Raw genomic sequence first — 26145 nt, forward strand, 5'->3', positions numbered from 1 at the left:
GGCCCTCTAACGCTTCTTTGTTATTTGTTATTACACTACTTAAATATTATATATTAGACTCAAAACAACTCGTTATCGAAAATCATATATGCTTTCATCACCTAAGTTCACTCACAATTATGAAAAGACCTATATAATCAGCCATATTTACACAAGTCAATGAGAGCAAACGACTAAATTTAAACTGTATTTAACACGTTAAACATTACGTAAAAAAACTAGGAACATTGTATTCATAAAATGCTTACATTTATGACTTGTATTAAAAACAATACACATGAAAAAAACGGCTACATTACTTGGAGCAACTGGATTAATTGGTAGCGAAATACTTAAACAACTGCTAAAAGACGTATATTTTGATGAAATTAAAATTATTGTTAGGAACCCCTATAAATGCGACCATCCAAAAGTGAATGTAGAAGTTATTGATTTTGAAAATCAAGTTCAATTTGAAAATGCAATGCACGGAAGTACATCAATATTTTGTGCTATTGGGACCACTCAAAAGAAAGTCAAAGGCGACAAAAAAGCGTATCGAAGAGTAGATTTTGATATACCTGTTAATGCCGCAAAATGGGCTAAAAAAAGCGGAGCAAATCAGTTTATTGTTGTTTCTTCAGTTGGTGCAGATCAGTCAAAAAACAACTTTTATTTAAAACTAAAAGGAGAAGTAGAAAATGCGCTTCAAGACACCTTTTTAAAAGACGTCAAAGACAATCAACTATCCATTTTCAGACCTTCATTGTTGTTGGGAAAACGTTCTGAAACACGAATAGCAGAAGATATTGGTCAGTTTTTCAGCAAAGTATTCAAATTTTTAATTCCAGGTAAAACAAAACCAATCGAAGCTGAAACTGTCGCCAAAGCAATGATCGCGTCAGCTAAAACAAACCAACCTGGTGTGAGGGTTTATCACTATCGAGATATGATACAACTCATTCAAGAAGAAAAATAAAAGCCCTCTAATTTTACCTATAGTTTTATACTTTTTAACCTTAAACTATTGAGAACTACAGATACCGAACTAAACGCCATTGCTGCTCCTGCAATCATTGGATCAAGCAAGAAACCATTTACAGAGTAAAGTACACCTGCAGCAATTGGTATACTGATGACATTATAAAAGAACGCCCAAAATAGGTTTTGACGAATTCCTTTTACGGTTTTTGAAGACAGTTTTAATGCCTTTGGAATCGTTGCTAAATCTGAAGTTGTTAAAGTGATTTTTGCAACGTCCATCGCAATGTCTGAACCGTGCGCCATCGCAATACTAACATCGGCTTGTGCCAAGGCTTCGGAGTCATTAATTCCATCGCCAACCATTGCAACAACACGGCCTTCACTTTGTAGTTGCTTCACAAAGTCTGATTTGTCGGAAGGCATTACTCCTCCTTTATACTCCGAAATTCCCACCTGTTTAGCTACTGCGGTAGCCGTATTTTGATTGTCTCCAGTTAACATATACACATCGACATCAAGTGCTTTTAAATCTTTAATGGCTTGAACCGAGTTCTCTTTAATTTCATCTGCAATTCCTAAAATGGCAATTAATTCAGTTTCATTGGTAAAGAAAACCACTGTTTGCGCCTCATTTTGCCATAGCTCTATAGTGTCGTTTAGTGATTTGTCAATAGCAATTCCTTGTCCTTCTACTAATGCACGGTTCCCGATAAAAATGTTTTACCGTTTGCATCCTTAGCTTGAACACCTTTTCCTGTAATGCTATTAAAATCGGTCATTTTAACCGGTTGAACCCCATTTTCTTTTAACTTTCTGATGACAGCATCCGCTAAAGGATGTTCAGAATCTGCTTCTAAAGCCAATAATGTTGATTTTAATGTTTCATTTTCATCTTTGATCAACCACTTTTGATTCACTACATTCGGTTTTCCTTTCGTAATTGTTCCTGTTTTATCGAGAATAATAGCATCTACTTTATGTCCCAACTCCAAACTTTCAGCATCTTTGATCAGAATGTTGTTTTCGGCACCTTTCCCAATTCCTACCATAATAGCTGTAGGAGTGGCGAGTCCTAAAGCACAAGGACAGGCGACAATCAATACCGCAATAGCCGTGGTTAATCCATGAGAAAATGCTAAATCTCCTCCAATACTTAACCAAATAATAAAAGTTAAAACAGCAATTCCCATAACGGCAGGTACAAAAATACTGGCTATTTTATCTACCAGTTTTTGCACAGGAGCTTTACTTCCTTGGGCTTCTTGAACACGTTTAATGATCTGAGATAGCATCGTATCTTTCCCTACTTTTTTGGCTGTAAATTGAAAGCTTCCTTTTTGATTCACTGTTCCGGCGAAGACTTTTTCCCCTTCGCTTTTCTCAACAGGTACTGGTTCTCCTGTAATCATGCTTTCATCAACAAAAGAACTTCCTTTAATCACTTCTCCATCCACAGGAATTTTTTCACCTGGACGAATGATAATGGTATTTCCTTTTTCTACTGCCTCTATTGGAATTTCTTGCTCTTCTCCGTTGATGATGGCTCGTAACTTCTTGGGTTGTAATCCCATTAACTTTTTTAAGGCTGTTGATGTATTCGATTTCGCTTTTTCCTCGAAAACTTTACCCAACAAGATAAAAGTAATAATCACCGTAGCTGCTTCAAAATAAACGTGCGCTTCAATTCCGCGACTTTCAAAAAATGAAGGAAAAAAAGTGGTGAAAACACTAAATATAAAAGCAATCCCTGTACTCAGTGCAACCAATGTATCCATGTTGACTTGCTTGTTTTTGGCTTGTTTCCATGCATTGATGAAAAAACTACGACCAAAAATGAATAAAACAGGAACAGCAAAAGCTAAAGAGATATATTTTCCGGGTTCCCAGCTCATAAAAAACATCCCCAAAATAAAAACAGGTAAAGTTAGAATTCCCGCCCAAAGTGTTCGTTTTTTAACTTCTTGATATGCTTTATCGTGCAGTTCAGCTTGTTCTTCTTCGGCGTTATCACTGCTGATGATAATATCATATCCAGCACCTTCCAAGTTCGATTTTAATTCTTCTTTACTGACTCTTTCTGTGTCATAGGAAACCAATACTGTGTTTGATGCGAAATTTACTTCTGCACTTGAAACACCATCCGTTTTGTTGAGAATGTTCTCTACACTTGAAGCACAACCCGCACAAGACATCCCTGTCACTGGAAACGTTGATTTTTCTATCGTTTGTGTGCTCATAAATTTGAATTTTTGTTGAATTACAAAGTTCGATATATAATATAGGAAAAGTGTTACGTTATTTTGCGAAAAGAATATGATTTTTTGCTAGGGTGATTTGGTAGGGGCGGTTTGGTAAGGGCGGTTTGCGAACCGCCCCTACCAATCAATCCCCTTACGGTCTGGATCTCTTAACTCCTTAAACTGCGAAAGCGTCATTCCTGTTTCTTTTTTGAAAACTCCCGAAAGATATGCAACACTATTATAATTGAGTTGATGTGCAATCTCAGCTGTGGTCATTTCACCATAAAACAATAACTCCTTTACTTTTTCAATCTTTTGAATTATGATAAAACGATTAATGGTGATGCCTTCAACCTCGGAAAATAACCGACTCAAATAAGTGTAGTCATAATTTAATTCTGTACTTAAAAAATCAGAAAAGTTAATTGATAAAGGCTCTGAAGTGTGATGAATTTGTTGAATGATTGCTGTTTTAATTTCAGAAATCAACTGTGCTGTTGTTGAAGAGAGCAATTCAAATCCTAACTCATTTAGTTTTTGACTCAGTTCGTCTCGAACTTTATCAGTCAGATCTTCTTTTAGAAAAACCTGTCCCAACTGTACTTTTTCAGTTTGAATCTGCATTTCTTTTAAGGTGTTCTCTACCGCGGTAATGCACCGAGGACAAACCATGTTTTTTATGTGAAGCGTTTTTGACATTTGCTAGGGTTCAAAAATACAAAATCTATTGCTCAAAAGTGTTTTTAATCAAAATACAAGAAATAGTAAGCCTCAACATTGTCTAGGTATGCACCGTCAAATCCAGAATCGATAATTTTTTGGGTGTAAGAATTGCTGCCACTGTAAATAATTTCTTGCCATTCTTTTTTCCAAAATTTCACCCAAATTTCATCATCATATCCATCGTATTTCTTTTTCAGCCAACCTGGAGAATGTAATTTCCATTTGTCCTTCCAGTAATACCTATATTTCTCAGCTGCCCCGATATTCATGTAAGCAATTACCACTCTTTTTCCGCCATTTTGTTTCATTTTTAACGAATTGACTTCGCTTTTTGTAAGTTGTTCACCTTTGAAAAAAGCATCAATAAGAAGTACATCATAATTTGTTGTACGCAAAGCGTTCAGATAAGCAGTTTTTGAGGTAAACTCGCTATCATTAATTAAATAAAGATAGTTTTTCGCCTCAGAAAATGTAGCAATATGACTTGTATTCTCATTGATTAAGGATGATGGAATTTCTTGATAATCGTAATTCCCACTTTTTCGTGAAAAACAAATAAATCCATTGCTTTGATTTTTTTGAACAGCAGCAGAATAACTATCCGTATCATTTACATAATCTGCTACCAAAATTACTTTCTGCTCACTTACTTTCTGTGCCATTTCTAATGTTTCAGGATTAGAAACAGAAGTGGAGTTATAAAACAGTTCTTCGATTCCAAAGCCATCGATGGCGTTCAAGAATGCTTGGTTTACCCCGTCTTCTGGAGCTAAGTCATTAAATACCAATTCAATTCCATTTTGAGGGATGATTATGAAATTTGGAATTTGCTTTCGCGCATAATTTGAAATTTCTATGATGAATTCTTGCATTTTCAACCCTTTCTTGTCTGACCTTTTTTCTTTTGAGCAAGAAGATAGAATAAAGATGTAACTAATTAATACAAGAAATTTTGTAGGGATATTCATGGCGGTAAAAATAGTTATTTTCAACTTTGAATTCTTTTTACTTGTTTTTTCTTTTAAACCAGGAAATATCAATGTCAAAATTGATACCTTTCATCACATCTTAATCCGATTTATTTTGAAAAAAGATGATTTAGAATTACATTTAGCATTCACTTGCAATTAAAATTATGAAACCATTCTTAAAAAATTACGCTCTAATTGTGTTAACCTTTATTTTTTATAACACTTTTTTGGCGCAAGAGAGTAAAACTCAACTTCAGGCTATACTTCTTGAAAACATTGACAAATATGATTTAACACAAAAAGACATACAGTCTTGGGAAATCACAGACAATCATAAGGACAACTCTCTTGATATCAACTATTATTATTTAACGCAAACGTATAACAACCTACCCATACACAATGCTATATCTGTGATCGCAATAAAAGATCAGAAGATGTTTTTAACAGCTAATAATTTTATTGCTAATCTGGAACAAAAAATAGAAACTAGCACAGCTTCAATATCAGCTAAAGAAGCAATTATATCTGCTGCAAACGCATTAGACTTGGCATTTACGGGAGAAATCAAAGCAAAAAAGACTGAGAAAAATCATCAAGTTTTTAGTGCAAAAGGTTTATCGAAAGAAGATATTAATGCGCGACTAAAGCTTTTCCTGACTGCTAATGAACGGATAAAAATTGTTTGGGATTTAGACATTTACCAATTAAACCAAAAACACTGGTGGAATGTGCAGATTGATGCACAAACAGGAGCGCTTTTAAATAAAACAGATTGGGTTGCTCATTGTAACATCCGTTCGGGTTCTCATAAAGGACACAATCATGCATTAAAGGCTTCTTCCTCTACTCCTGCACCACCTTCATCTGTTCTAGGTGCGAGTTATAATGTATTTGCCATTCCTGTTGAAAGTCCAAATCATGGATTACGTTCAATAGTTGTAGATCCTGAAAACCTTTCTGCATCTCCTTACGGATGGCATGATACAGACGGAACACCAGGAGCAGAACACACAAATACTTTTGGAAATAATGTATATGCGAGTGAAGACCGTGCTGATCTTGACCAAATAGGATATGCCCCTGATGGAGGCACAACTTTAAACTTTGACTTTCCGCTCGACTTAACCTTGCAACCACAAGCCAATGAAGACGCAGTTATTACCAACCTATTTTATATGAATAACATTATGCATGATGTGTGGTATAACTATGGGTTTGATGAATCAAGCGGGAATTTTCAAAAAAACAATTATGGGAATGGTGGTTTAGGGGATGATCATGTTTTTGCCCAAGCTCAAGATGGTGGGGGAACCAATAACGCCAATTTTGCAACACCTCCAGATGGGAACAATCCTGTAATGCAAATGTATCTTTGGTCTGCACCTTCACCTGAATATCTTACTGTTAATTCTCCATCTACAGTAAACGGTCAATATACTTCCATACCTGCTAATTTTGGACCTGCCATTCCATCAACTCCTATTACCGCAGACTTAGTAATGTATGATGACAATACTGCTAATCCATTAGAAGCTTGTTCTCCAGCTGTAAACGGCAGTGCATTAAATAATAAAATTGCTATTATTCGCCGTGGAACATGTTCATTTGTCGATAAAGTAGCGAATGCTGAAGCTGCAGGTGCACTTGCAGTAATCATTGTCAATAATGTTGGAGGTACAATTACAATGGGAGGCACAGATCCTGGAATAGGAATTCCCTCGATTTCCGTAACTCAAGTTGATGGAGAAGCATTAATCACAGAAATTCAAAATGGTGCGACAATAAATGCAACCATTGTAGACGCTTCTCCTGTTCCACTAGACGGTGATTTTGACAACGGAATTATAGCTCATGAATACGGCCATGGAATTTCCAACCGGCTCACAGGTGGCGCATCTAATTCTTCCTGTTTAAATAATCGTGAACAAATGGGAGAAGGTTGGTCCGATTGGTTTGCACTCATGCTGACCATAGAACCAGGAGATCAACCAGAAGACATTAGAGGAATAGGGACTTACGCAACAGGTGAGCCAACAAACGGAGGAGGAATTCGTCCTCGACCGTACAGCACAGATTTTAATATTAATGAGGCAACCTATGCCATAACCAACAACACAGGTGCCATTTCAAGACCACATGGAATTGGATTTGTTTGGGCTACAATGTTGTGGGATTTAACTTGGGCATTGGTTGATAAACATGGAATGGATCCAGATGTCTATAACGGGTCTGGTGGAAATAATATCGCAATGCACCTTGTTATTCAAGGATTAAAACTTCAGGGATGTAACCCTGGGTTTATTGATGGTAGAGATGCAATAATTCAAGCTGACCAATTGTTATATGGTGGAGAAAATACATGTTTAATTTGGGAGGTTTTTGCCAATAGAGGTCTAGGGTATTCTGCAGATCAAGGTTCAAACGACAGCAGAACGGACCAAACGGAAGCTTTTGATTTACCTCCATATATTGGAACTACTTACGGAACAGAAACTATATCAGCTTGCGGAAGCTATATTTGGCCAACAAATAACCAAGAATATACAGCAAGTGGAACATACGATGAATATTTATTGAATGCGAACGGTTGTGATTCAATTGTCACCCTAAATCTAACCCTGAATACACCTAGCTCGTCAACTATTTCTGAAGAAGTCTGTAATAGTTATACTTGGCCAGCTAACGGTCAAACTTACGTGTCTTCGGGAACGTATACAGAAACATTAACTGCTACAAATGGTTGCGACTCAATAGTTACTTTAAACCTGACTGTTAACAATCAATCTACCTCATCTTCAATTACAGAAAATGTTTGTGAAAGTTTCACCTGGTCGGCAAACAGCCAAACTTATACAAGCTCAGGAACTTTTGTAGAAAATTTAACTTCAGTTAATGGTTGTGATTCAATTGTCACCCTGAACCTAACCGTAAATACACCTAGCTCTTCAACTATTTCTGAAGAAGTCTGTAATAGTTATACTTGGCCAGCTAACGGTCAAACTTACATGTCTTCGGGAACGTATTCAGAAACATTAACTGCTACAAATGGTTGCGACTCAACAGTTACTTTAAACCTGACTGTTGGAAGCACAATCACGAATGCAATTAATGAAAACGCATGCGAAAACTTTACTTGGCCAGTGAATGGACAAACATACACAACATCGGGAACTTATACGGAAACCCTCAATACAATTAACGGATGTGACTCCATTATCACCCTCAATTTAACCGTGAACAATGACATATCATTATCAGAAGTTGAAGAAGTTTGCGGAAGATACACTTGGCCTGTAAACGGACAAACATATACAGAATCCGGAATATACACTGAGGAGTTCACCACTGCAGCAGGATGTGATTCTTCAATCACATTAAATTTATCAGTTTCGAATATTGATGCACAAGTTATTATTGACTTTGATGACAAAACGCTAAAAACTGCTTCAGGATATGCAAATTATCAATGGGTAGACTGCAAGAATGGATTCACACCTATTATTGGTGAAACAAACGCTACTTTTTCACCAACAGAAAACGGTAGCTACGCTGTAATCATTAATAATGGAAACTGTGCTGACACTTCAGCATGCACGAACATTAATATCTTGGATGTCGAAAATCTAATTAAAAACGAAATAAAAGTGTATCCAAATCCAACAAATGGATGGGTTAAAATAGATTTCATGGAGAACTTAAACGGCTCTACTTTAAAAGTATTTGACATAACAGGAAAGTTAGTGCAACAGCTGAATATCCAAGATCAAAAACAAGTTCAATTTCACTTAGAAGGAGAAACTGGCATATATATTTTAGAAATATCCACAATAAATAATTCGATTTATAGAAAGAAGCTAAAGAAATTACAATAAATTAAAATCTAAAATATACATGGATAAAACCAGGTTAGGAATTCAACAATGGTAGAGTTCAATAAAAAAACAGCTTTTTTTACACGCAACGTTTGATTCGTATTTTCGTCTGCAGGTAAAACATAATATGTGAAGTTAATTTTAGGAATGGTGTGTTTAATGCTGACTACACTTGGATTGAGTCAAGCATCGAAAAAGGTTTTATTTATAGGCAATAGTTATACATCGGTAAATAATCTGCCCAATTTAATTTCCTCTCTTGCCGATGCTGCAGGGAATACCTTGACTTATGATGCGTATACTCCTGGAGGTTCACAGCTAAATCAATTGTGTTACCAAAAGGTGTGTATTTTATACGCACTAAAAATCAAAGTCAGAAAATAATCGTTTTATAAAGGTACTATAAACAAAAGCTAGTTTTGTAAAGTATTAATTCTGATTAATATTTTTTTCGCATTCGATTTCAAATAACTAAAAAGAGTTTAAACAATTTATATTAGTTTTGTTCTATTATTTATATCAATATTGAAGTATGCGATTCCTTAAAAAGCTTGGAAATTTTATTATTAGCAAAAAATTCATCTTTAATTTCATATTATTTGGATTGGTTTGGATATTGATAATTTGGGGAAGCACATCTTACTTTAACAGTTATACCAATCACGGAGATGCTGTTGAGGTTCCAAACTTACTCAATAATAACGTAAATGATGTTTCTCAACTAATTGGCGAAAAACCACTAAAATATGAGGTTTTGGATTCCATTTACAACCCAGATCTTGTTGAAGGAACTGTGATTTATCAAAATCCTATGCCTACAGATTCTTCAGGATTAAAAGTAAAATCTGATCGTGTAATTCAAATAAGAGTCTCCAAAAGATCAAGATTAGTTTACGTGCCTGTTGTGGTAAGTAAAAGTAACCGCTTTGCAGAAGCTGTATTAATGTCTAAAGGTCTCCGCACAAAAGTACGTTACGTGCCAAGTAATGAAGATCAAGGAAGTGTAATTGCTCAAAAATTTGAAGGGAAAAACATTATGACTGGGCAACAAGTACCTATCAATTCAGTGATTGAGCTAACTGTTGGAAAAAGGACTGTTGGAAAGATGATAGGTATTCCAGATCTATCGGGTTTAACAATAAATGAAGCAGAACAACGTTTTGTAGGCAGTTCAAGTTTGCGTTTGTATTCTGTTTGTTCAGGATGTGAAACAAAAAGTGATAGCCTAAATGCAAGGGTTATTCGACAAACTCCAGTTGCATCAGACAGTAGTAAAATCCCTGAAGGCTCTACTATTACTATTTTTGCTTCACCAAATGCAGACACTCAATAATAACTAATAAAATTTGGCTATGAAGTATTTACAACTACTCATTATTGTATGTATAACCCTAAATTTGAATGCGCAAGACGGTATAAGCAGAATAACTGTTAACCCAGATCTTTTTGATAAACAACCAACCGTAGAGAAAGCTTTAAGTAATAGTTTTGATAGCACCTTTCACTTCAGAACAGACACACTTACATTGCCTTTTTTCGATGATTTTTCTCGTAATAAATTCCAAAAATACAACGCGACGTTCGGCGATGCGAATGTATCAGAACAGCTATTTCATAGAATGCTAGACGAGAACACTTCCATTCCATTACCTCCAAATGCAAAATATACAACTACACGAACTTACAAGTTAAACTATGATCCCAATACAAGTTTAACCTCTAGAACTTACTTTGATTCTACGCGTTTCTTATATGATGACTTATCTGTTTTTGAGCCCAATCACATTCAAACCTATGGATATCCGCCTTATATAATTTATGACACAGTAGGTGCAAGCAGTATAGATACAGTTTGGATGGAAGACATAGAATATGAGCAAGATTCAGCACGAATTTTCATAGCAACCATATCAGAACCTGAAAAATTATGGTTAAATGAACAAGCTTATCACAATTATAGGTTTGCAAATAATCCCTGGTCTCTGGGAGTGGTTACTTTTGATGGTTTAGATGAATATGGATATCCTTATAATTTTGGAAGTGGAATGAGCAGTGGCGCAGATACCTTACTTTCAAAACCTATTGACTTATCCATTCACACACCTAGCGACTCAATTTATTTTAGTTTTTTATTCCAAATTGAAGGTTTTGGAGATCCTTCAGAACCAGAGGATGATTCATTATATGTTGATTTTTATTCGCCTGTAACAGAAACATGGAATCGGGTTTGGCGAAATGAAGGGGGAACTACTTCAAATTTTAAAGTAGCACACATTCCAATCAAAAACACTGAGTATCTCGGTAAAGGTTTTCAATTTAGATTTATAAACTACAGCTCTCCCGCAGGTGCTTTAGATCATTTCCATGTTGATTATGTTCACCTTAGAACATTATCTGGATACCAAGATACGCTCTTCAAGGATTTTGCAATTGTTTATCCTATTTCAACCTTACTAAAAGATTATATTAGTGTGCCTTGGAAACATTTTAGAAATCATCCTACAGGTAAGATGAGTGATGCTGTAGAAGTTAGTGTAAGGAACGGAAGTGAGCTCACAGAAAACAACCAAAATGGATCTGTCAATGTATATTATGATGGTAATTTAGAAGGTTCATACACACTAAATGCCTCACTCTTATCAGGTGGAAATATTAACTATGCACCACGTACAAATTACAGTAGTTTACATGACTTCTCAAATGGTTACACTTTTGACCATACAATTAGCAATGATACTTTGGCACATTTCGATTACGAAGGAATAGCAGAAGCTCAATTTCCAAACAACCCAATTAACGACTCTACTTTTGGTAAGCAAGTTTTTGAAAATTATTATGCGTATGATGATGGAACCGCAGAAAAAGCCTATGGTGTAACAGGCATTCAAGGTTTGTTAGCCCATAAATTTAAAGCGTATCAAGCAGACTCTTTAGTGGGAATACAAATTCATTTTGTACCAACAGTTACAGACGTATCTAACAACTTATTTTTATTAACAGTTTGGGACGACAACAATGGTGAGCCTGGAAATATTCTGTATGAAGATGAGTTCTTTAAACCGAAGCAACCCAAATATCTCAACGGAAGAAATAAATTTAAAACTTACTTTTTTGAAGATACAATGAAAGTCGCTGTAAACGAAACATTTTATATTGGAATGCGACAAATTGATGAACAACGGTTAAATATTGGATTTGATGCTAATCACCAACACTCTGATAAAATATTTTGGAGTATTGATGGTGGCGGATCATGGAATAACGCAAGTTTTTCAGGAGCATTGATGATGCGTCCCGTCATATCTAGTAAAATGGATTATCAATTAGGTATCCAACATTTTGAATCAAATGAGTTGCATTATGATTTCACAGTCTACCCGAATCCAGCGCGTTCATTCATAAACTTAAAATTAACGCATGAAGAAATGGAGTCGACATTTGAAATTAGGGACTTAAACGGAAGAATAGTGAAACAAATTTCGAGTACAACAAATAATATTGATATTTCAAATTTAAAAAAAGGACTTTATCTCATCCACAGATTAATTGATCAACAGGTGGTGAAAACAAGAAAACTAGTAGTACATTAAAAATGAAAATAGACAACACCGAAGGGAACCTCGAAGAAAATGAAAACGAGGAATTGTATGAACACCATAAGTTTATTGCAGATAAAGGTCAAGAAGTATTAAGAATAGATAAATTCTTGATGGATAGGCTAGCGAATTCTTCTCGTAATAAGATTCAAGTAGCTGCGAAAAGCGGAAATATTCTAGTTAATGGAGAGCCTGTTAAGCAAAACTACAAAGTAAAACCCAAAGATGAGATATCTATCGTATTGCCTTACCCAGTAAGAGAAACAGAGTTAATTCCAGAGGATATACCTATTGATATTCATTATGAGGACGACACATTAGTGGTAGTTAATAAGTCCGCAAACATGGTGGTTCATCCTGGATATGGAAACTATTCTGGCACATTGGTAAATGCACTTATTCACCACTTCGATCAACTACCAACCAAACCGAATGATTATTATGGTCGACCAGGTTTAGTTCATCGATTAGATAAGCATACAACGGGCCTTATGGTAATCGCGAAAACAGAAAATGCATTAACACATCTTGCCAAACAGTTTTACGACCGAACAACAGAGCGGCGCTACCAAGCTTTAGTCTGGGGGGATGTTAAAGAAGATGAAGGAACGATAACTGGCAACTTGGGGCGTTCTCCAAAAAACAGGAAATTAATGACTGTATTTCCTGATGGAGATTACGGAAAACATGCAGTCACCCATTACAAGGTTTTGAGAAGATATGGATACGTAACTTTGGTGGAGTGTAAATTAGAAACTGGAAGAACACACCAGATTCGTGCGCACATGAAATACATAGGTCATACCTTATTTAATGATTTAGAATATGGCGGTAATAAGATTTTAAAAGGAACAACTTTTACGAAATATAAACAATTCGTTCAAAACAATTTCGCACTGTTAACAGGCCAAGCTTTACACGCGAAAACCATTGGATTTACGCATCCTAAGACAAAAGAGTTTATGCGTTTCGAATCAGAATTACCTACGGATTTTAAAAATGTTCTAGCCCGTTGGGAAAATTACCTCTCAACTCGAAAAGAATAATTTTTACTATCAATAACAACCCCGTTTAATTTTACAAAACTCTGTTTACTATTTAATTTCTTTGGTTTAAAATAAATCGGCAACATAATTAATGTCAGATTTTTGCAAATTCTAACAATTTTGTGTTATTTTTATCGCTTATTATCATGTTTGATACAAATAACTCGTTTTATATTTGTTAATAAACTTTAGAATTACGTTATTTCGATAAAATTTCGACAAAAATTGCTTTTATGAAAAACATTTTACTATCAATCTCATTACTATTTTCAGTAGTAGTGTTAGCTCAACCCGCTGCTGTGGTAAAGGCGGATGCTGCTTTCAAAAGTGGAAAATACTATGAAGCCGCAGAATTAGCTGTAAAAGCTTACGAAAAAATATCTCCTAGAAATGAGCGCGCATTAGATTTAAAATCATCTTTAGCGTATAAAGCTGGTTATTCTTTCGAAAAAGCTTTTGATACAGAAAAAGCCATTGAATGGTATCAACGTGCAATTGATTTACGTCATTATGAGGAAAATCCTTATGTATACTTTAGAATAGCAAACAACTATAAGAAACAAGGATCCTACGACAAAGCAAGAGAAAATTACGAAGAATTTTTAACACTAGTTCCTATCGATAAACAAGCTCAAAATGCTTTGGCTTCTTTAGAGGAGGCTGTCGTTATGAAAGATAACCGAACACGATACACGGTAAAATCGGAGACAAAAATTAACGATGCAGGATTAGACATGGCACCATCCATTTCAAGTAGAAGAGGAAATGCAATTGTTTTTGGTTCTACACGTTCTTCTTCTGTTTCTGGAGGAACAGACCCAATTACTGGAGAAGGTTTTTTTAATATCTGGGAAGTCGAAAAGGAAAGAAGCGGAAACTGGACGGCTCCAAAACTTTTTGAAGCAGATAGTTTAAATACAGAGCATAACGAAGGAACAATGGTTTTTGACGGAAGATTTAGAAATATATTTTTCACCAGATGTCCGTCTGTACACAAAAAAGCATTGGGTTGTCAAATTTGGATGGCAGAAAAGAAAGGTCGTTCATTTGGTCTTCCTGAGAAATTACCTTTAGCACCAAGTGACACGATCAGTGTTGGTCATCCTTTACCAAACGAAAATGGAAGCGCTCTAATCTTTTCATCAGACATGCCTGGTGGATTTGGTGGTAGAGATCTTTGGTACACAGAATACGACAGAAGAGCGAAAACTTGGTCGAAACCAGAAAACTTAGGTGCTGCTGTAAACACAGCTGGAGACGAACTCTTTCCTACTTTTGCGCTGAATGGTGATTTATTTTTCGCTTCAAATGGACACAAAGGATTAGGTGGTTTGGACATATTCCGTGCAAAGAAATCGGACGATCCAAAAGTTTTTACAGCTCCAGAAAACTTAGGAACACCATTAAATTCTGATGCAAATGATTACCATTTAATAGAAATGGATGAAAGAAATGGTTTCTTCACTTCTAATCGTAGTGGTTCTGTAGGTTCAAAAAATCTACCAGATATTTGGTCGTATGAATTACCTCCCAATATTTTTGACCTAAAAGTAATCGTTACAGAAGTAGGAGGTGTTTCGAGAATTGAAGGTGCAACTGTTGAAGTTACTCCTGAAGGAGGAACTGCTTTCACAAAAGTTACCAACGAAAATGGTGAGGTATTCTGGGATAAAAAACCAGACGGAACACGATTCATTAATGAAGAGACTGATTTTGTGGTAAAAGTTCTTACGACAGAAGGTTACCACGAAAGTGATAACATTGAAGTGTTCTCAACAAAAGAACTGAAATATGATCAAAACTTTATTCTTGAAATGAATTTACTTCCAAAAACACCAATTGTACTTCCAGAGGTAAGATACGATTTAGGTTCATCTGTATTACAAGTTAAGGAAGGTGAAATCAACTCAAAAGATTCTTTAAACTATGTATACGATCTATTACAGGAATATCCTGGAATGGTTCTTAAACTTGTTTCACACACAGATGCACGTGGTTCTGCCAGAACCAACGAACGATTGGCAAAAGCTCGTGCACAATCTTGTGTTGACTATCTTGTTAATGAAAAAGGAGTGGATCCAAAAAGACTTATACCAACAGGAAAAGGAGAGAATAGTCCACGAATTATCTATAAACAAGACGGTAAATACCTTCCAAACAAACCAAGTGGTGAATTTGAAGCGATTGAATTGAAGGAAAGCTTTATTAATCAATTCAAATCTTCTGATAAAGAATTGTTTGAACAATTACACCAGTACAATAGACGTACTGAAGCAGAGGTTGTTAGGATGGACTTTAATGAATCAAAATCAGAGTAGACAATAGCAAAATTGTAACATAATTCAAAAAACCCCAAGTATGAAAAATAACTTGGGGTTTTTTATTTCGTTTCTTCAATAGTTTCTGTTACAACAAAGCAAACTTTAAAACCTGCTCCATGAACTCTTCTGGTGCTTCGGCATGAATCCAATGTCCAGCCGATTCAATACAATAAAATTCAGCAAGTGGAAAAATATTTCGGATAGACTGATGATCTTCAGCTAAAACATAATCCGATTGTCCACCAGAGATAAACAACACATCAAGCATAGTTTCGATATTCGGTAATGCTTTCACAATTTCAGGTAACTTTTCTTCAAGTACTGGCAAATTTATTTTCCATGAAAAGCTATTCTGGTCTTCCCTATTCAAATTTTTAAGTAAAAACTGACGAATTGCTCCCACCTTTATTGTACTCTCTAACTGTTTATTGGCTTCAGAACGAGAAGTGATTTTATCTAAATCTAATGATTTCAAACCGTCAATGATTCCATCGTGGGAAATAGGATATTCTTTAACCCCCATATCTACAACAATCAACTTTTCAACCATGTCAGGATAAAGTTGAGCAAAACGCATAGCTGTTTTTCCACCCATAGAGTGCCCCATTAGAATGATTTCTTCAAGGTTATGTTGTTGAACAAATTCATGCAAGTCCTCAGCCATCAAATCATAATTAAACTCATTGCTCCAATCAGAATCACCATGATTACGTTGATCTAAGAGATAAACGCTATAATAATCAGCAAGCCTTTTACCATGTGTATGCCAATTATCAGATGAGCCAAATAAGCCATGTAGAATGACAAATGGTTTCCCTTTTCCGTATTTCTTATAGTTTAATTTCATTCTATTTTAATAATTGTTTGTATTTAAAAATTGTTTGTTCGAGTCCAAAATACAATGCATCAGATATAAGAGCATGCCCGATACTTACCTCTTCTAACCCAGGGACAGAAGTCTTGAAAAAGGCCAAATTTTCTAAACTTAAATCATGACCTGCGTTTATGCCCAAGCCTAAATCATTAGCGAGTTTCGCAGCGACTACGTAATCTTTAACAGCCTTATCCTTATCTATATCATAAGCATCAGCATAAGGTCCTGTGTACAATTCAATGCGATCCACTCCAACCTCTTTAGCACCACTAATGTTTTCTAAATTGGTATCAACAAAAATTGAAGACCGCACCCCTATTTCACGTAACTGATTACAAATATCTGTTAGTTTCTCTTTGTGCTTTACCGTGTCCCAACCAGCATTTGATGTTAATACGTCTGGCCCATCTGGAACTAATGTTGCTTGAGTTGGTTCCGTTTCTCTTATTAAGTTCATGAAACGATCATTCGGATATCCTTCAATATTAAATTCTGTTGCTACTATTTTTTTCAAATCATAAACATCTTGGGTGGTAATGTGTCTTTCATCTGGTCGTGGATGAATTGTAATTCCATCAGCACCAAAACGTTCACAATCAATGGCTACTTGAGCAACATTCGGTGTATCTCCACCTCTAGCGTTTCTAATCGTGGCAATTTTATTAACATTAACGCTTAATTTCGTCATATTCTAATTATTTTTTACAAGCAAAGTTATATACATTAACGCAGAATTACTACTTTGGTCAATACAATGATAGGAATTGAATTAATTACAGAAGATATTCTCCCGTTAAAGCATTCGGATTTAGGAGAAAAAGCACTTTTATGGCTCGAAGAATTGAAGGTGAGTCATCTTCCAGTACTCAAGGGTGAAAGCTTTGTGGGCCTTGTTTCTGAAGATGATTTATTGGATCAATCTGATTTATCAAAATCTTTAACAGAACTATTTGACCATTTGCCTCGCCCTTATGTAAAGGGAACCTCTCATATTTATGAGATCCTTAATGTGGCATCAATAGAGCATATTTCTGTTGTTCCCGTCTTAGATGATGAAGAAAACTACCTAGGAAGCATACAAATTGCAGATCTAATGCAATCAATTGCTAATACAGGCAGCATAAAAGAAAAGGGTGGCATAATTGTTCTTGAAATGAGTGATTCTGACTATTCCTTAGCGCACATTTCGCAAGTCATAGAAAGTGAAAACGCTAAAATACTTAGCTCATTTATCACCTCAAATCCACAATCGAAGAAATTGGAGCTAACATTAAAAATAAATCGAATAGAATTGGGTGGAATTTTAAGATCTTTAGCCCGATACGATTACCATGTAAAAGCAAGTTTTCAAAGAAACAATCATGATGAAGACCTCAAAGATCGATACGACGAATTAATGAACTATCTTAATATATAAATATGAACGTAGCTGTATATTCAAGGAAAATACTCAAGCATGAGGTATCCTTTTTCAAACGTTTTTTCACACATTTAGAGCAAATTAACTGGAATGCGATAATTGAAAAGGACTTTTATGAACAACTCAAAGCTCAAGTGGGACTAAAAGAAGGGTATGACACTTTCAATAGTCATTCAGACTTTGTTTCAGGAATAGACATTGCAATAAGTATTGGTGGAGATGGAACATTTCTAAAATGTGTTAGTTATGTAAGATCAAGCGGTGTTCCAATTTTAGGAGTCAACACAGGTCGGTTAGGATTTTTAGCAGATACCAATACTGGTGATTTTGAATTAACGTTAAACCGTCTTCTAAAACAAGACTATGTTTATCAGCAACGCTCTTTAATTCGTGTAGAAACCGAAGAGAATATTTTTGGCGATCAAAATTTAGCATTAAATGAGCTCGCAGTCCACAAAAAAGATACCGCATCAATGATTACCGTAGAGGCATATTTAGGTGGAGAATATTTAAACTCATATTGGGCAGATGGACTTTTAGTAGGTACTCCAACAGGTTCAACTGCGTATAGTTTAAGTTGTGGCGGACCAATTATTAGTCCAGGTTGCAACGTTCATTTTCTAACTCCTATTGCAGCCCACAACTTGAATGTTCGTCCAGTTATTGTTCCAGATCACATTCCAATAACCTTAAAAGCGGTTGGAAGAGATAGAAATTTTTTATTAACCCTTGACTCATTGTCAAAACCTGTAAAAAATGGAACTGAAATAACTTTATACAAAAGCGATTTCAACATCAATGTTATAAAGTTCAAAGAGAATGATTTCTTTAAAATTATTCGTGAGAAAATGTTGTGGGGAATTGATCAAAGAAATGAATAACAATAAAACGGCAGAATTAGCGTTATTTTAATGTCCATGAAAAAAATGTTTAAATCAATAGTCTTTGTCTTTTTAATGCTTTTTGTCGTTGAAAACCTTAACGCCCAAAGTCAAAACTTTAGGTCCAGATCTTCTCTCGGATTTATGGTTGGTGGCAGTTACTATATTGGTGATTTAAATCAATATGAACATTTTAAAAACACAAATCTATCTGCTGGTATAATTTATCGCTATCACCTTAATTCCCGTTTAGAATTAAGAGGAGCGTTACGATATGGAAAGGTAGAAGGCTATGATAAAGAAGCGAGTGATCCACTTCAAAAAGCACGAAATCTATCATTCGAATCAGATATCTTTGAAGTTTCAGGAGGATTAGAATTTCATTACCTCAATTACAAATTGGGAAATGAGAAATACTTTTTTACACCTTATATGTTCATTGATTTAGGCGTGTTCAAAATGGATCCACAAACAGAATACAACGGTGAAATGGTGAGCTTACAATCAATAGGCACAGAAGGACAAGGAAGCAACTTGTCTGACAAAAACGCTTACTCGTTAATTCAATTGGCCATTCCTTTTGGAATCGGATTTAAAGTTAACCTAGGCGACCGCGCTGCACTCTCTCTAGAGTATGGAATACGAAAAACTTTTACAGATTATTTAGATGATGTAGGAGGAGGAAGTTATGTAAACAATGAGGCATTAGCTGCACAAAATGGAAACATTGCTGCAAGTTTATCAGATCGATCACCATCAGATGTTAACTTTACTGGAAGCAGAGGGAATGCTGAAACAAAAGATTGGTATTCTATGTTCGGTGTAATGTTTACCTTTTCACTTGGGAATCCAGATAAGTGTTTCTATCGTTAGTAGCAGCTGTATACTTCATGTCAATGTTTGCTTTTGCAGAAAAAAACAAAAACAATAACGACATGTAAGGCGCTTTAAATCTTACCAAAACGTTAAATAAACCAGAAGTATAACCAACGAAGAAGCCAAGAACGAGTGAAAATAGCAATGCATAAACTAAAAACTCTTGTTTACGGATAAATTTAAAGTGTTGAAGAAGGTTTCCTGAATTAAAAAAGAAAGTGAATGTAAAAAAGACCAGTAAAAGTCCCTCCAAGCCACTCACCAATAAAAATGCACTATTCGCTTCCCAAACAAAAGGTCTGTAGAATGCTGTTATTAATGAAATAGGAGCTGCTTTAATCATTCCCATAGGTGTATAATCCTCAATCCCTAAACTATAACGATAACCCGTATATAACTTATTCTGCTCAAAGTCTCTTTGTATAGTGGAAACTTCTTGGAGATATGGATTATCAAGTAAATTATCGGAGGGAATAGTTTGTAAATAAAAAACAACCACAATTCCGATTATTCCCACATTCAATAGACGTGTTGTCCATAATAGAACAGGTCGATTGCTCATTTTTTTGATAATCGAATGAGTAAAACAATCATAAAAGGTACGAATGTAGCAATCAACATAAAATCCCTTACTTTAAATAGTACAAAAACAGAGACGACAATCAAGAAGAATGAAAATAGATGCATTGGTTTTTTGTACAACAACTTAGAAAAAAGAAGTGCGACTATAATTTGAAAAGCAGCGACAACAAAAGTATCCTTTGAAATCCCAGTACACCAAAAAGCAACTGTAGGTATAAAAAGTGTAGCAAAAATGATTACCCACGGCTTACAAAATGTAAATCTTCGGGTAAGTTCAAAAAACTTCCATGAGCTAAACCCAGCTATCAAAGCACAAAACAAGGTCATAGCGATATAACTGTTAAAAGTAAAAAAGGTGAAAAAAGATAATATTTTACAAATAAAAAAACTCTCAGGCTCAAAGTAAATCCAACTCGGTGGGTAACCTGTTCGGTGATTAAAATTTTGAGAAATAGTTTCTCGTGAAGGAGTTTGAAACAGTTCTGCAAAGTAAGCCGATGGACTATCCCAAAATAAATTATTCAAATCTATTGCGCCTTCCCAATACGCTAAAGTATCCCCTCCTTCGGCTAATATCTTGGTATAAGTTAACGCAAATAATAACCCAAAACCAAGTTTAAACAACATGGCTGGCATAAACCATTTGTAGTGCGGTTTTTCAATGTTTTTCAATCGAATGGCCCACAATAAAACGATTAATAAGAACAGCCATCCTCCACCAATCATAAGATCAAAAACACCAAAGAATTCAGGCTTCAAAATTCAAGTCTCTAAAAGTTTATACAAATCGTTGATCTGCTTCCATAACTGTCCCACAGTTGTCACAGGTGCGCAATGATTCATCCGTGTAGAATGATTTAAATCGAGGTAAGAAGTCTTTTTCTATATCCTCCAACTTGAATTTATAAGTTTTTAAAGGATGGTTACAACTTTCACAAAACCACATTAGTCCATCTGTAAGATCGGTGCCTTTGCGAACCCTCTCAATAACTAAACCAACAGTATTTTCGCCACGAACAGGAGAGTGAGGTGTTTTAGCCGGCAGTAAAAATATTTCCCCTTCTTTTATGTGCACGTCTTTGGCTTTTCCATCCTCTTGAATGCGCACAAGAATATCTCCTTCAAGTTGAAAAAAGAACTCTTCCGACTCGTTGTAATGATAATCTTTTCTTGCATTCGGACCACCAACAATCATTACAATAAAATCTCCTGCTTCAACATACAAATTTTTATTACCTACAGGAGGTTTAAGAAGTTCTCTATTATCTTCTATCCACTTAAATAAATTGAACGGAGCTTTCATAAACAAAATTTTTATCTAAAATAAAGAATTTATACAACAACAAGAGAATAAACAAAAAAAACAGAGGAAAATCTTCTCCTCTGTCTTCAATACTTATGCTGTAAAATGTAACAAAGAACTATCCTTGTATCATTTTACCCAACTTTTGCTGTAATTCTTGATCTTGTTGAATGGCTTGATAAACTTCTTGATAACGTTGAACCGTTAGACCACGTTTTTTTATCATCTCTTGTACACGGCCTTGAAAGGCTTGCTGCAATTTTTGAATTTTAACGCTGATGGCTTGAATTTTTTCTTTTTCACCTTCTTTTACTTCCACTTCAGCTGAAGGATTGTTTTGAGCATTTGCCACTTCATTGAAGCGATCAACATCCATCCCTTCACTTTCGATAATTGTTACTGCTTCACTTTGCATTTCTTGACTTTCTGACTGAACTTCGGTATAAATCTTAGCAAATTTTTCAAGTTCTTCATTCGAAACATCATTTGAGGGCGCCTCTTGCGGTGCTATTTGAACGGGTTCTTGTCCGATTGCTGTTGAAGCTCCAACTAATAATCCTACTGATAAAATAATTGTTGTTAATTTCATATACATTCTATTTGATTAATCCTCAAACGTAAAGGTTCAGTCAGGATATAAAAAATAAATTCTGTAAAGTTCTGTTAAAATACATCTTTTCGTTATGACATCTGAAAATTTTGAATTAAAACGGAGCCTTGTACTTTATAATTAGAAAATGAATAGCAAGAACTTTCAAATAGTTTTAAAGGAAATTGAAAAAAGTTTGACAAATAAACAACCCTATCTTAATGAGCTTCGTTTCATTATCAGTTTGTTTGGGTTTTTATTGAAGGGGTTCAATTTATACAAACAAGCATTCTCTTGCAGAGTGGACTCAAGAAAGACTTAAAAATGCGGTCATAGGCCGATTCAACAGTTTTTTTTGAGTCTTTTTTTTGTCAAGTTTAACATGGATGCCAAATTTGACTAAATTTGTACTTTTATAACTTAATAAAACATGAAACAATCTATATTTATTTTCATTACAAGTTTACTTGCTACTTATTCATTTACTCAGCAGCAATTACAAAACCCAGGATTTGAAGATTGGGAGAATCTCGGAACTGCAACAGCAGAACCAACAAACTGGAGTTCTTTAAAAACAGGAGATGCTTTAGCTTCAGCTGCTCCAGAGGTTCTTAGTCAAGTTTCTGGTCGAAATGGTGGATTTGCTGCACAATTAAAAGTAATAGATTTTGGCTTCCCGTTTCCAACAGCTAATGGAATCATGACAAATGGACGTATTCATGCAGATCTGGATCCAGAAAATGGTTATGTATATACCATTGCCTCCGATCAAAAATGGCACACTTCTTTTACAAGTCGTCCTGATAGTATAGCAGGATGGTATAAGTATGCTCCACAATCGGGTGACCAAGGAAAAATAGAAATCATCCTACATACTGGTCCTAATGCTCGTTTACCTAGAACTGCTGGAGCAACAGCAAATGAAATTGGTAACGCTCGTTTTGATTTCACAACGACTCAAACTGACTGGACACGATTTAGTACTCCTTTTAGATACTACACTCAAGATGCACCAGAGTATGTGCTTACAACCATTACTGCTGGTGACAGTACACTATCCGAAAATGATACAAAGTTAATAATTGACGATTTAGAACTAATTTATAACCCTACTCTTCCAGGGGATACCATTCCGCCAAGCGACACTTCAGATCCATCAGCAGGACTACCAAACTACAATCTCAACAACGTGAGCATCAATGGTTCGCATGGTTACTTATACTTCGACCAAGCATTGGGTACTAATTCACGTTATAGCGTTGCAGATCTTACAGGTAAAATTGTTCAAGCTGGGAATACACAATCAAAAGTGTTATTTAGACATGAAGAAGGTATATATTTCATCTACGTAACTACGGAAAATAATTCCTTTAGACGTAAGCTTTATATCACTCAATAACAATATATATCAGCTTCTATGCGGATTTTCTTTTCTTCTTTCATCTTGATCATGCTTGCAGTTACCACTGTAACAGCCCAAGAAGGAACAGTTATCGGAAAGGTAAAAGACCAATCAGGTGAGCCTTTAATTGGTGCATCGATTATTTTTCGTGGAGACATTACGCGAGGTGCATCGACTGATTTAGAAGGAAATTACACCCTCAAATTGCCAGTTGGGGAACAAAGACTAATTTGTCGATTCACCAATATGGTTACCGATACTTTCCGGGTAATTATTTATGAGAATCAACTAACAGAGCATAACGTTACCTTAAAGCCTTATGGTGATGTTACAGAGCTTGAAGAAGTAGAAATAAAAGTTGGGAAGTTCGATAAACGTCCTGAAGACATAACGGTTTCTTTGGAAATTATTAAACCAGAATTAATTGAGAGTAAAAACACAAGAAGCATAGAAACGATTCTCGATCAAACACCAGGATTAAATATCATGGATGGTGAGCCACAAATTCGTGGAGGCAGTGGGTTTACCTTTGGTGTAGGAAGTAAAGTTGCTGTAATCGTTGATGATATGCCCTTGCTTTCTGGAGATGCTGGACGACCAGAGTGGAGCTTTATTCCTGTAGAGAATATCAAACAAATTGAAGTAATTAAAGGAGCAGGTTCTGTTTTATCGGGAAGTTCTGCTTTGTCTGGTGCAATTCATATCAGAACAAAATATCCTTCAAACAAACCATTAACGAAAGTAAATTTATACTCAGGAATATACAGCTATCCAGGAGATACAGCCCAAATTTGGCAAGAAAAACATCCATCAATTATTTCAGGAGCTAATTTTTTACACTCCAGAAAGATAGGAAACTGGGACATTACTTTTGGTGGGAACTTAAATTATGATGAAGGTTATATTGGTCCACCGATTCAAGATCCGTACATTGAAGAATCCTTCCCAGATACGATTTCTAATTTTACCAATGAACAGATGCGTTCAAAAAGAGCACGAATAAACTTTAACATTCGCCACCGATCTAAGAAAATGAGAGGTTTATCGTATGGTATAAATGGTAATGGAATGCTTAGTGAATCACCTATGACTTTTGCTTGGCTGAACGATTCGTCTGGTTTATATCAAGGCTATCCAATGGCTACTTTTTTACAAAAACAAACAATCTTCCATCTAGATCCTTATGTTCATTTAAATCTTGCTTCAGGTTCTAAACACAAGCTTAGGGGACGTTTCTTATATACTGATAATGACATCACGGCCAACCAAAGTAATCAATCGGAAGTGTACTACATGGATTATCAATTCCAGCGCTCCTATAAAATTCTAGCAGGGATAGAGTTTATTGGTGGAATATCATCTACCTATACGAATTCCTATGCTGAAATGTACGCGGGATCTGGAACTCCGGATAATAATTTACTTAATGTCTCTGGATATGGTCAAATTGAAAAAGGAATCTGGGAAATTGTTAATTTATCACTGGGCGGTCGTTTAGAATATTTTGAACTAAACAGAGATGAAACGGCGATCAAACCGGTATTTAGAGCGGGAGGAAACATAAAATTGCATCAAGAAACATATTTAAGAATGTCGTATGGACAGGGCTATCGTTTTCCTACCATTACTGAGCGATTCATTTCTACAAATGTTGGACACTTTGGCGTTTTTGCAAATCCAGAATTAAAACCAGAAACTTCTACTAATAGTGAAGTTGGTATAAAACAAGGAGTGAAAATAGGCGGTGTATACGGTTATATTGATGTTGCAGGATTTTGGCAAGAATATGACAATACTATAGAATATCTCTTTGGATTTTGGGATTTATCAACACCACTTGGTGCAGGTTTTAAATTTTTAAATACAGGAAAATCTAGAGTGATTGGCATCGATGCTTCTTTTCAAGGTAAAGCTGACCTAAATAAAAACAATCAATTAACCTTTGTTGTAGGATACAATTACATTCTTCCAAAAACATTAAATCCAGACCTAGTTTATGGCGTTGATCAAAATCCGATAAGTCCTACAGCGTACACCTACAATAATACCTCTTTAGATTCTTCTAATCAAATTTTGAAATATCGTTTCCTTCATAATGCTAAAGCTGATATTGCTTGGTCCTATAAAAATAAAATTGATATTGGGTTTACACTAAAATACTTCAGTAAAATGGAAAATATGGATGGTGTCATCGAAGATTTTGAAGGCATAACACAAGTGGTTAGTACCATGCAAAACATTCGTTATATGGATTACTTTAAATCAAACAATAATGGAACTTGGATTTTTGATGCGCGGGTAAGCTACGCTTTTAATGAAAAGCACAAACTCGCATTAATCGGAAATAACTTGTTCAACAATACATATTCCCTTCGTCCTTTAAAGATTGAAGCGCCTCGCTCAATTATGTTACAGTATTCTTTAAAACTCCAATAGAAAACATTACCAGAAATAAACTGTTAGTGGAGTTAGTAATTATTTAA

22 protein-coding genes are annotated in these 26145 nt (G+C 35.3%); 12 read left to right on the top strand and 10 right to left on the bottom strand.

Annotation, left to right across the window (positions count from 1 at the left end):
- Nucleotides 1-277: 277 nt before the first annotated feature.
- A complete protein-coding gene (locus tag CW751_RS11105) occupies nucleotides 278-958 on the top strand; it encodes an NAD(P)H-binding protein (protein ID WP_101335106.1) in 681 nt (226 codons plus the stop codon).
- Between the two features lie 17 nt (nucleotides 959-975).
- Here CW751_RS11105 and CW751_RS16125 read toward each other — a convergent pair whose 3' ends face one another.
- From CW751_RS16125 to CW751_RS11120, 4 genes are all read right to left on the bottom strand, one after another.
- Nucleotides 976-1680 (bottom strand): HAD-IC family P-type ATPase, encoded by a 705-nt coding sequence (locus CW751_RS16125; RefSeq protein WP_449495006.1) that lies wholly within the window; start codon nucleotides 1678-1680, stop codon nucleotides 976-978.
- Nucleotides 1656-3200 carry a heavy metal translocating P-type ATPase gene (locus tag CW751_RS11110; RefSeq protein WP_449495005.1) on the bottom strand — a complete coding sequence of 515 codons (1545 nt, stop codon included), beginning with the start codon at nucleotides 3198-3200 and terminating at the stop codon, nucleotides 1656-1658. The genes CW751_RS16125 and CW751_RS11110 overlap by 25 nt, the downstream gene beginning before the upstream one ends.
- A 138-nt stretch (nucleotides 3201-3338) precedes the next feature.
- Nucleotides 3339-3902, bottom strand: a complete 564-nt coding sequence (locus tag CW751_RS11115; protein ID WP_101335107.1) for an AraC family transcriptional regulator — start codon at nucleotides 3900-3902, stop codon at nucleotides 3339-3341.
- Between the two features lie 44 nt (nucleotides 3903-3946).
- Complete coding sequence (locus tag CW751_RS11120; protein ID WP_165779289.1) at nucleotides 3947-4798, bottom strand: endo alpha-1,4 polygalactosaminidase; 852 nt, start codon at nucleotides 4796-4798, stop codon at nucleotides 3947-3949.
- Between the two features lie 263 nt (nucleotides 4799-5061).
- Between CW751_RS11120 and CW751_RS11125 the strand changes: the two genes are divergently transcribed.
- From CW751_RS11125 to CW751_RS11150, 6 genes are all read left to right on the top strand, one after another.
- Complete coding sequence (locus CW751_RS11125; RefSeq protein WP_101335109.1) at nucleotides 5062-8772, top strand: T9SS-dependent M36 family metallopeptidase; 3711 nt, start codon at nucleotides 5062-5064, stop codon at nucleotides 8770-8772.
- A gap of 129 nt (nucleotides 8773-8901) precedes the next feature.
- Nucleotides 8902-9156 (top strand): hypothetical protein, encoded by a 255-nt coding sequence (locus CW751_RS11130; protein ID WP_101335110.1) that lies wholly within the window; start codon nucleotides 8902-8904, stop codon nucleotides 9154-9156.
- 220 nt (nucleotides 9157-9376) lie between these two features.
- Entirely contained in the window at nucleotides 9377-10105 is a 729-nt protein-coding gene (locus CW751_RS11135) for a PASTA domain-containing protein (protein WP_165779290.1), read from the top strand.
- A 19-nt stretch (nucleotides 10106-10124) separates the two neighbouring features.
- Entirely contained in the window at nucleotides 10125-12362 is a 2238-nt protein-coding gene (locus tag CW751_RS11140; protein ID WP_101335112.1) for a T9SS type A sorting domain-containing protein, read from the top strand.
- 2 nt (nucleotides 12363-12364) lie between these two features.
- The gene (locus tag CW751_RS11145) at nucleotides 12365-13414 is read left to right on the top strand and encodes an RluA family pseudouridine synthase (RefSeq protein ID WP_101335113.1); all 1050 of its coding nucleotides are present in this window, start codon (nucleotides 12365-12367) and stop codon (nucleotides 13412-13414) included.
- Between the two features lie 233 nt (nucleotides 13415-13647).
- The gene (locus tag CW751_RS11150) at nucleotides 13648-15732 is read left to right on the top strand and encodes an OmpA family protein (protein WP_101335114.1); all 2085 of its coding nucleotides are present in this window, start codon (nucleotides 13648-13650) and stop codon (nucleotides 15730-15732) included.
- Between the two features lie 88 nt (nucleotides 15733-15820).
- On the opposite strand, the gene CW751_RS11155 is transcribed toward CW751_RS11150, so the two are convergent.
- A complete protein-coding gene (locus tag CW751_RS11155) occupies nucleotides 15821-16582 on the bottom strand; it encodes an alpha/beta fold hydrolase (protein WP_101335115.1) in 762 nt (253 codons plus the stop codon).
- A 1-nt stretch (nucleotide 16583) separates the two neighbouring features.
- Nucleotides 16584-17297 (bottom strand): pyridoxine 5'-phosphate synthase, encoded by a 714-nt coding sequence (locus CW751_RS11160; RefSeq protein ID WP_101335116.1) that lies wholly within the window; start codon nucleotides 17295-17297, stop codon nucleotides 16584-16586.
- A gap of 66 nt (nucleotides 17298-17363) precedes the next feature.
- On the opposite strand from CW751_RS11160, the gene CW751_RS11165 reads away from it, so the two are divergent.
- The 3 genes from CW751_RS11165 to porG are packed head-to-tail and all read left to right on the top strand — an operon-like array spanning nucleotide 17364 to nucleotide 19783.
- Nucleotides 17364-18026: a CBS domain-containing protein gene (locus tag CW751_RS11165; RefSeq protein WP_101335117.1), complete on the top strand. Its 663-nt coding sequence runs from the start codon at nucleotides 17364-17366 to the stop codon at nucleotides 18024-18026.
- Nucleotides 18027-18028: 2 nt separating this feature from the next.
- On the top strand, nucleotides 18029-18910 hold the full coding sequence (locus tag CW751_RS11170; protein ID WP_101335118.1) for an NAD kinase: 882 nt from the start codon (nucleotides 18029-18031) through the stop codon (nucleotides 18908-18910).
- A 45-nt stretch (nucleotides 18911-18955) separates the two neighbouring features.
- Entirely contained in the window at nucleotides 18956-19783 is an 828-nt protein-coding gene (gene porG / locus CW751_RS11175) for a type IX secretion system protein PorG (protein ID WP_165779291.1), read from the top strand.
- Here porG and CW751_RS11180 read toward each other — a convergent pair.
- The 4 genes from CW751_RS11180 to CW751_RS11195 form a co-directional block, all read right to left on the bottom strand.
- Nucleotides 19740-20348: a hypothetical protein gene (locus tag CW751_RS11180; protein ID WP_101335120.1), complete on the bottom strand. Its 609-nt coding sequence runs from the start codon at nucleotides 20346-20348 to the stop codon at nucleotides 19740-19742. The genes porG and CW751_RS11180 overlap by 44 nt on opposite strands.
- Nucleotides 20345-21127: a hypothetical protein gene (locus CW751_RS11185; protein ID WP_101335121.1), complete on the bottom strand. Its 783-nt coding sequence runs from the start codon at nucleotides 21125-21127 to the stop codon at nucleotides 20345-20347. The genes CW751_RS11180 and CW751_RS11185 overlap by 4 nt, the downstream gene beginning before the upstream one ends.
- 19 nt (nucleotides 21128-21146) lie before the next feature.
- On the bottom strand, nucleotides 21147-21677 hold the full coding sequence (locus CW751_RS11190) for a 3-hydroxyanthranilate 3,4-dioxygenase (protein ID WP_101335122.1): 531 nt from the start codon (nucleotides 21675-21677) through the stop codon (nucleotides 21147-21149).
- Between the two features lie 112 nt (nucleotides 21678-21789).
- Nucleotides 21790-22260: a DUF4168 domain-containing protein gene (locus CW751_RS11195; protein WP_165779292.1), complete on the bottom strand. Its 471-nt coding sequence runs from the start codon at nucleotides 22258-22260 to the stop codon at nucleotides 21790-21792.
- Nucleotides 22261-22690: 430 nt separating this feature from the next.
- On the opposite strand from CW751_RS11195, the gene CW751_RS11200 reads away from it, so the two are divergent.
- On the top strand, nucleotides 22691-23659 hold the full coding sequence (locus CW751_RS11200; RefSeq protein ID WP_101335124.1) for a PCMD domain-containing protein: 969 nt from the start codon (nucleotides 22691-22693) through the stop codon (nucleotides 23657-23659).
- Nucleotides 23660-23710: 51 nt separating this feature from the next.
- Nucleotides 23711-26098: a TonB-dependent receptor gene (locus tag CW751_RS11205; protein ID WP_165779293.1), complete on the top strand. Its 2388-nt coding sequence runs from the start codon at nucleotides 23711-23713 to the stop codon at nucleotides 26096-26098.
- Nucleotides 26099-26145 lie beyond the last annotated feature (47 nt).

It is taken from the genome of Brumimicrobium salinarum (assembly GCF_002844555.1).
GTDB lineage: Bacteria > Bacteroidota > Bacteroidia > Flavobacteriales_D > Crocinitomicaceae > Brumimicrobium > Brumimicrobium salinarum.

Coding starts and splice junctions, on each gene's coding strand:
- CW751_RS11105 (WP_101335106.1), top strand. CDS start 278: ATGAAAAAAACGGCTACATTACTTGGAGCAACTGGATTAATTGGTAGC.
- CW751_RS11110 (WP_449495005.1), bottom strand. CDS start 3,200: ATGAGCACACAAACGATAGAAAAATCAACGTTTCCAGTGACAGGGATG.
- CW751_RS11115 (WP_101335107.1), bottom strand. CDS start 3,902: ATGTCAAAAACGCTTCACATAAAAAACATGGTTTGTCCTCGGTGCATT.
- CW751_RS11120 (WP_165779289.1), bottom strand. CDS start 4,798: ATGCAAGAATTCATCATAGAAATTTCAAATTATGCGCGAAAGCAAATT.
- CW751_RS11125 (WP_101335109.1), top strand. CDS start 5,062: ATGAAACCATTCTTAAAAAATTACGCTCTAATTGTGTTAACCTTTATT.
- CW751_RS11140 (WP_101335112.1), top strand. CDS start 10,125: ATGAAGTATTTACAACTACTCATTATTGTATGTATAACCCTAAATTTG.
- CW751_RS11145 (WP_101335113.1), top strand. CDS start 12,365: ATGAAAATAGACAACACCGAAGGGAACCTCGAAGAAAATGAAAACGAG.
- CW751_RS11150 (WP_101335114.1), top strand. CDS start 13,648: ATGAAAAACATTTTACTATCAATCTCATTACTATTTTCAGTAGTAGTG.
- CW751_RS11155 (WP_101335115.1), bottom strand. CDS start 16,582: ATGAAATTAAACTATAAGAAATACGGAAAAGGGAAACCATTTGTCATT.
- CW751_RS11160 (WP_101335116.1), bottom strand. CDS start 17,297: ATGACGAAATTAAGCGTTAATGTTAATAAAATTGCCACGATTAGAAAC.
- CW751_RS11165 (WP_101335117.1), top strand. CDS start 17,364: ATGATAGGAATTGAATTAATTACAGAAGATATTCTCCCGTTAAAGCAT.
- CW751_RS11170 (WP_101335118.1), top strand. CDS start 18,029: ATGAACGTAGCTGTATATTCAAGGAAAATACTCAAGCATGAGGTATCC.
- porG (WP_165779291.1), top strand. CDS start 18,956: ATGTTTAAATCAATAGTCTTTGTCTTTTTAATGCTTTTTGTCGTTGAA.
- CW751_RS11180 (WP_101335120.1), bottom strand. CDS start 20,348: ATGAGCAATCGACCTGTTCTATTATGGACAACACGTCTATTGAATGTG.
- CW751_RS11195 (WP_165779292.1), bottom strand. CDS start 22,260: ATGAAATTAACAACAATTATTTTATCAGTAGGATTATTAGTTGGAGCT.
- CW751_RS11200 (WP_101335124.1), top strand. CDS start 22,691: ATGAAACAATCTATATTTATTTTCATTACAAGTTTACTTGCTACTTAT.
- CW751_RS11205 (WP_165779293.1), top strand. CDS start 23,711: ATGCTTGCAGTTACCACTGTAACAGCCCAAGAAGGAACAGTTATCGGA.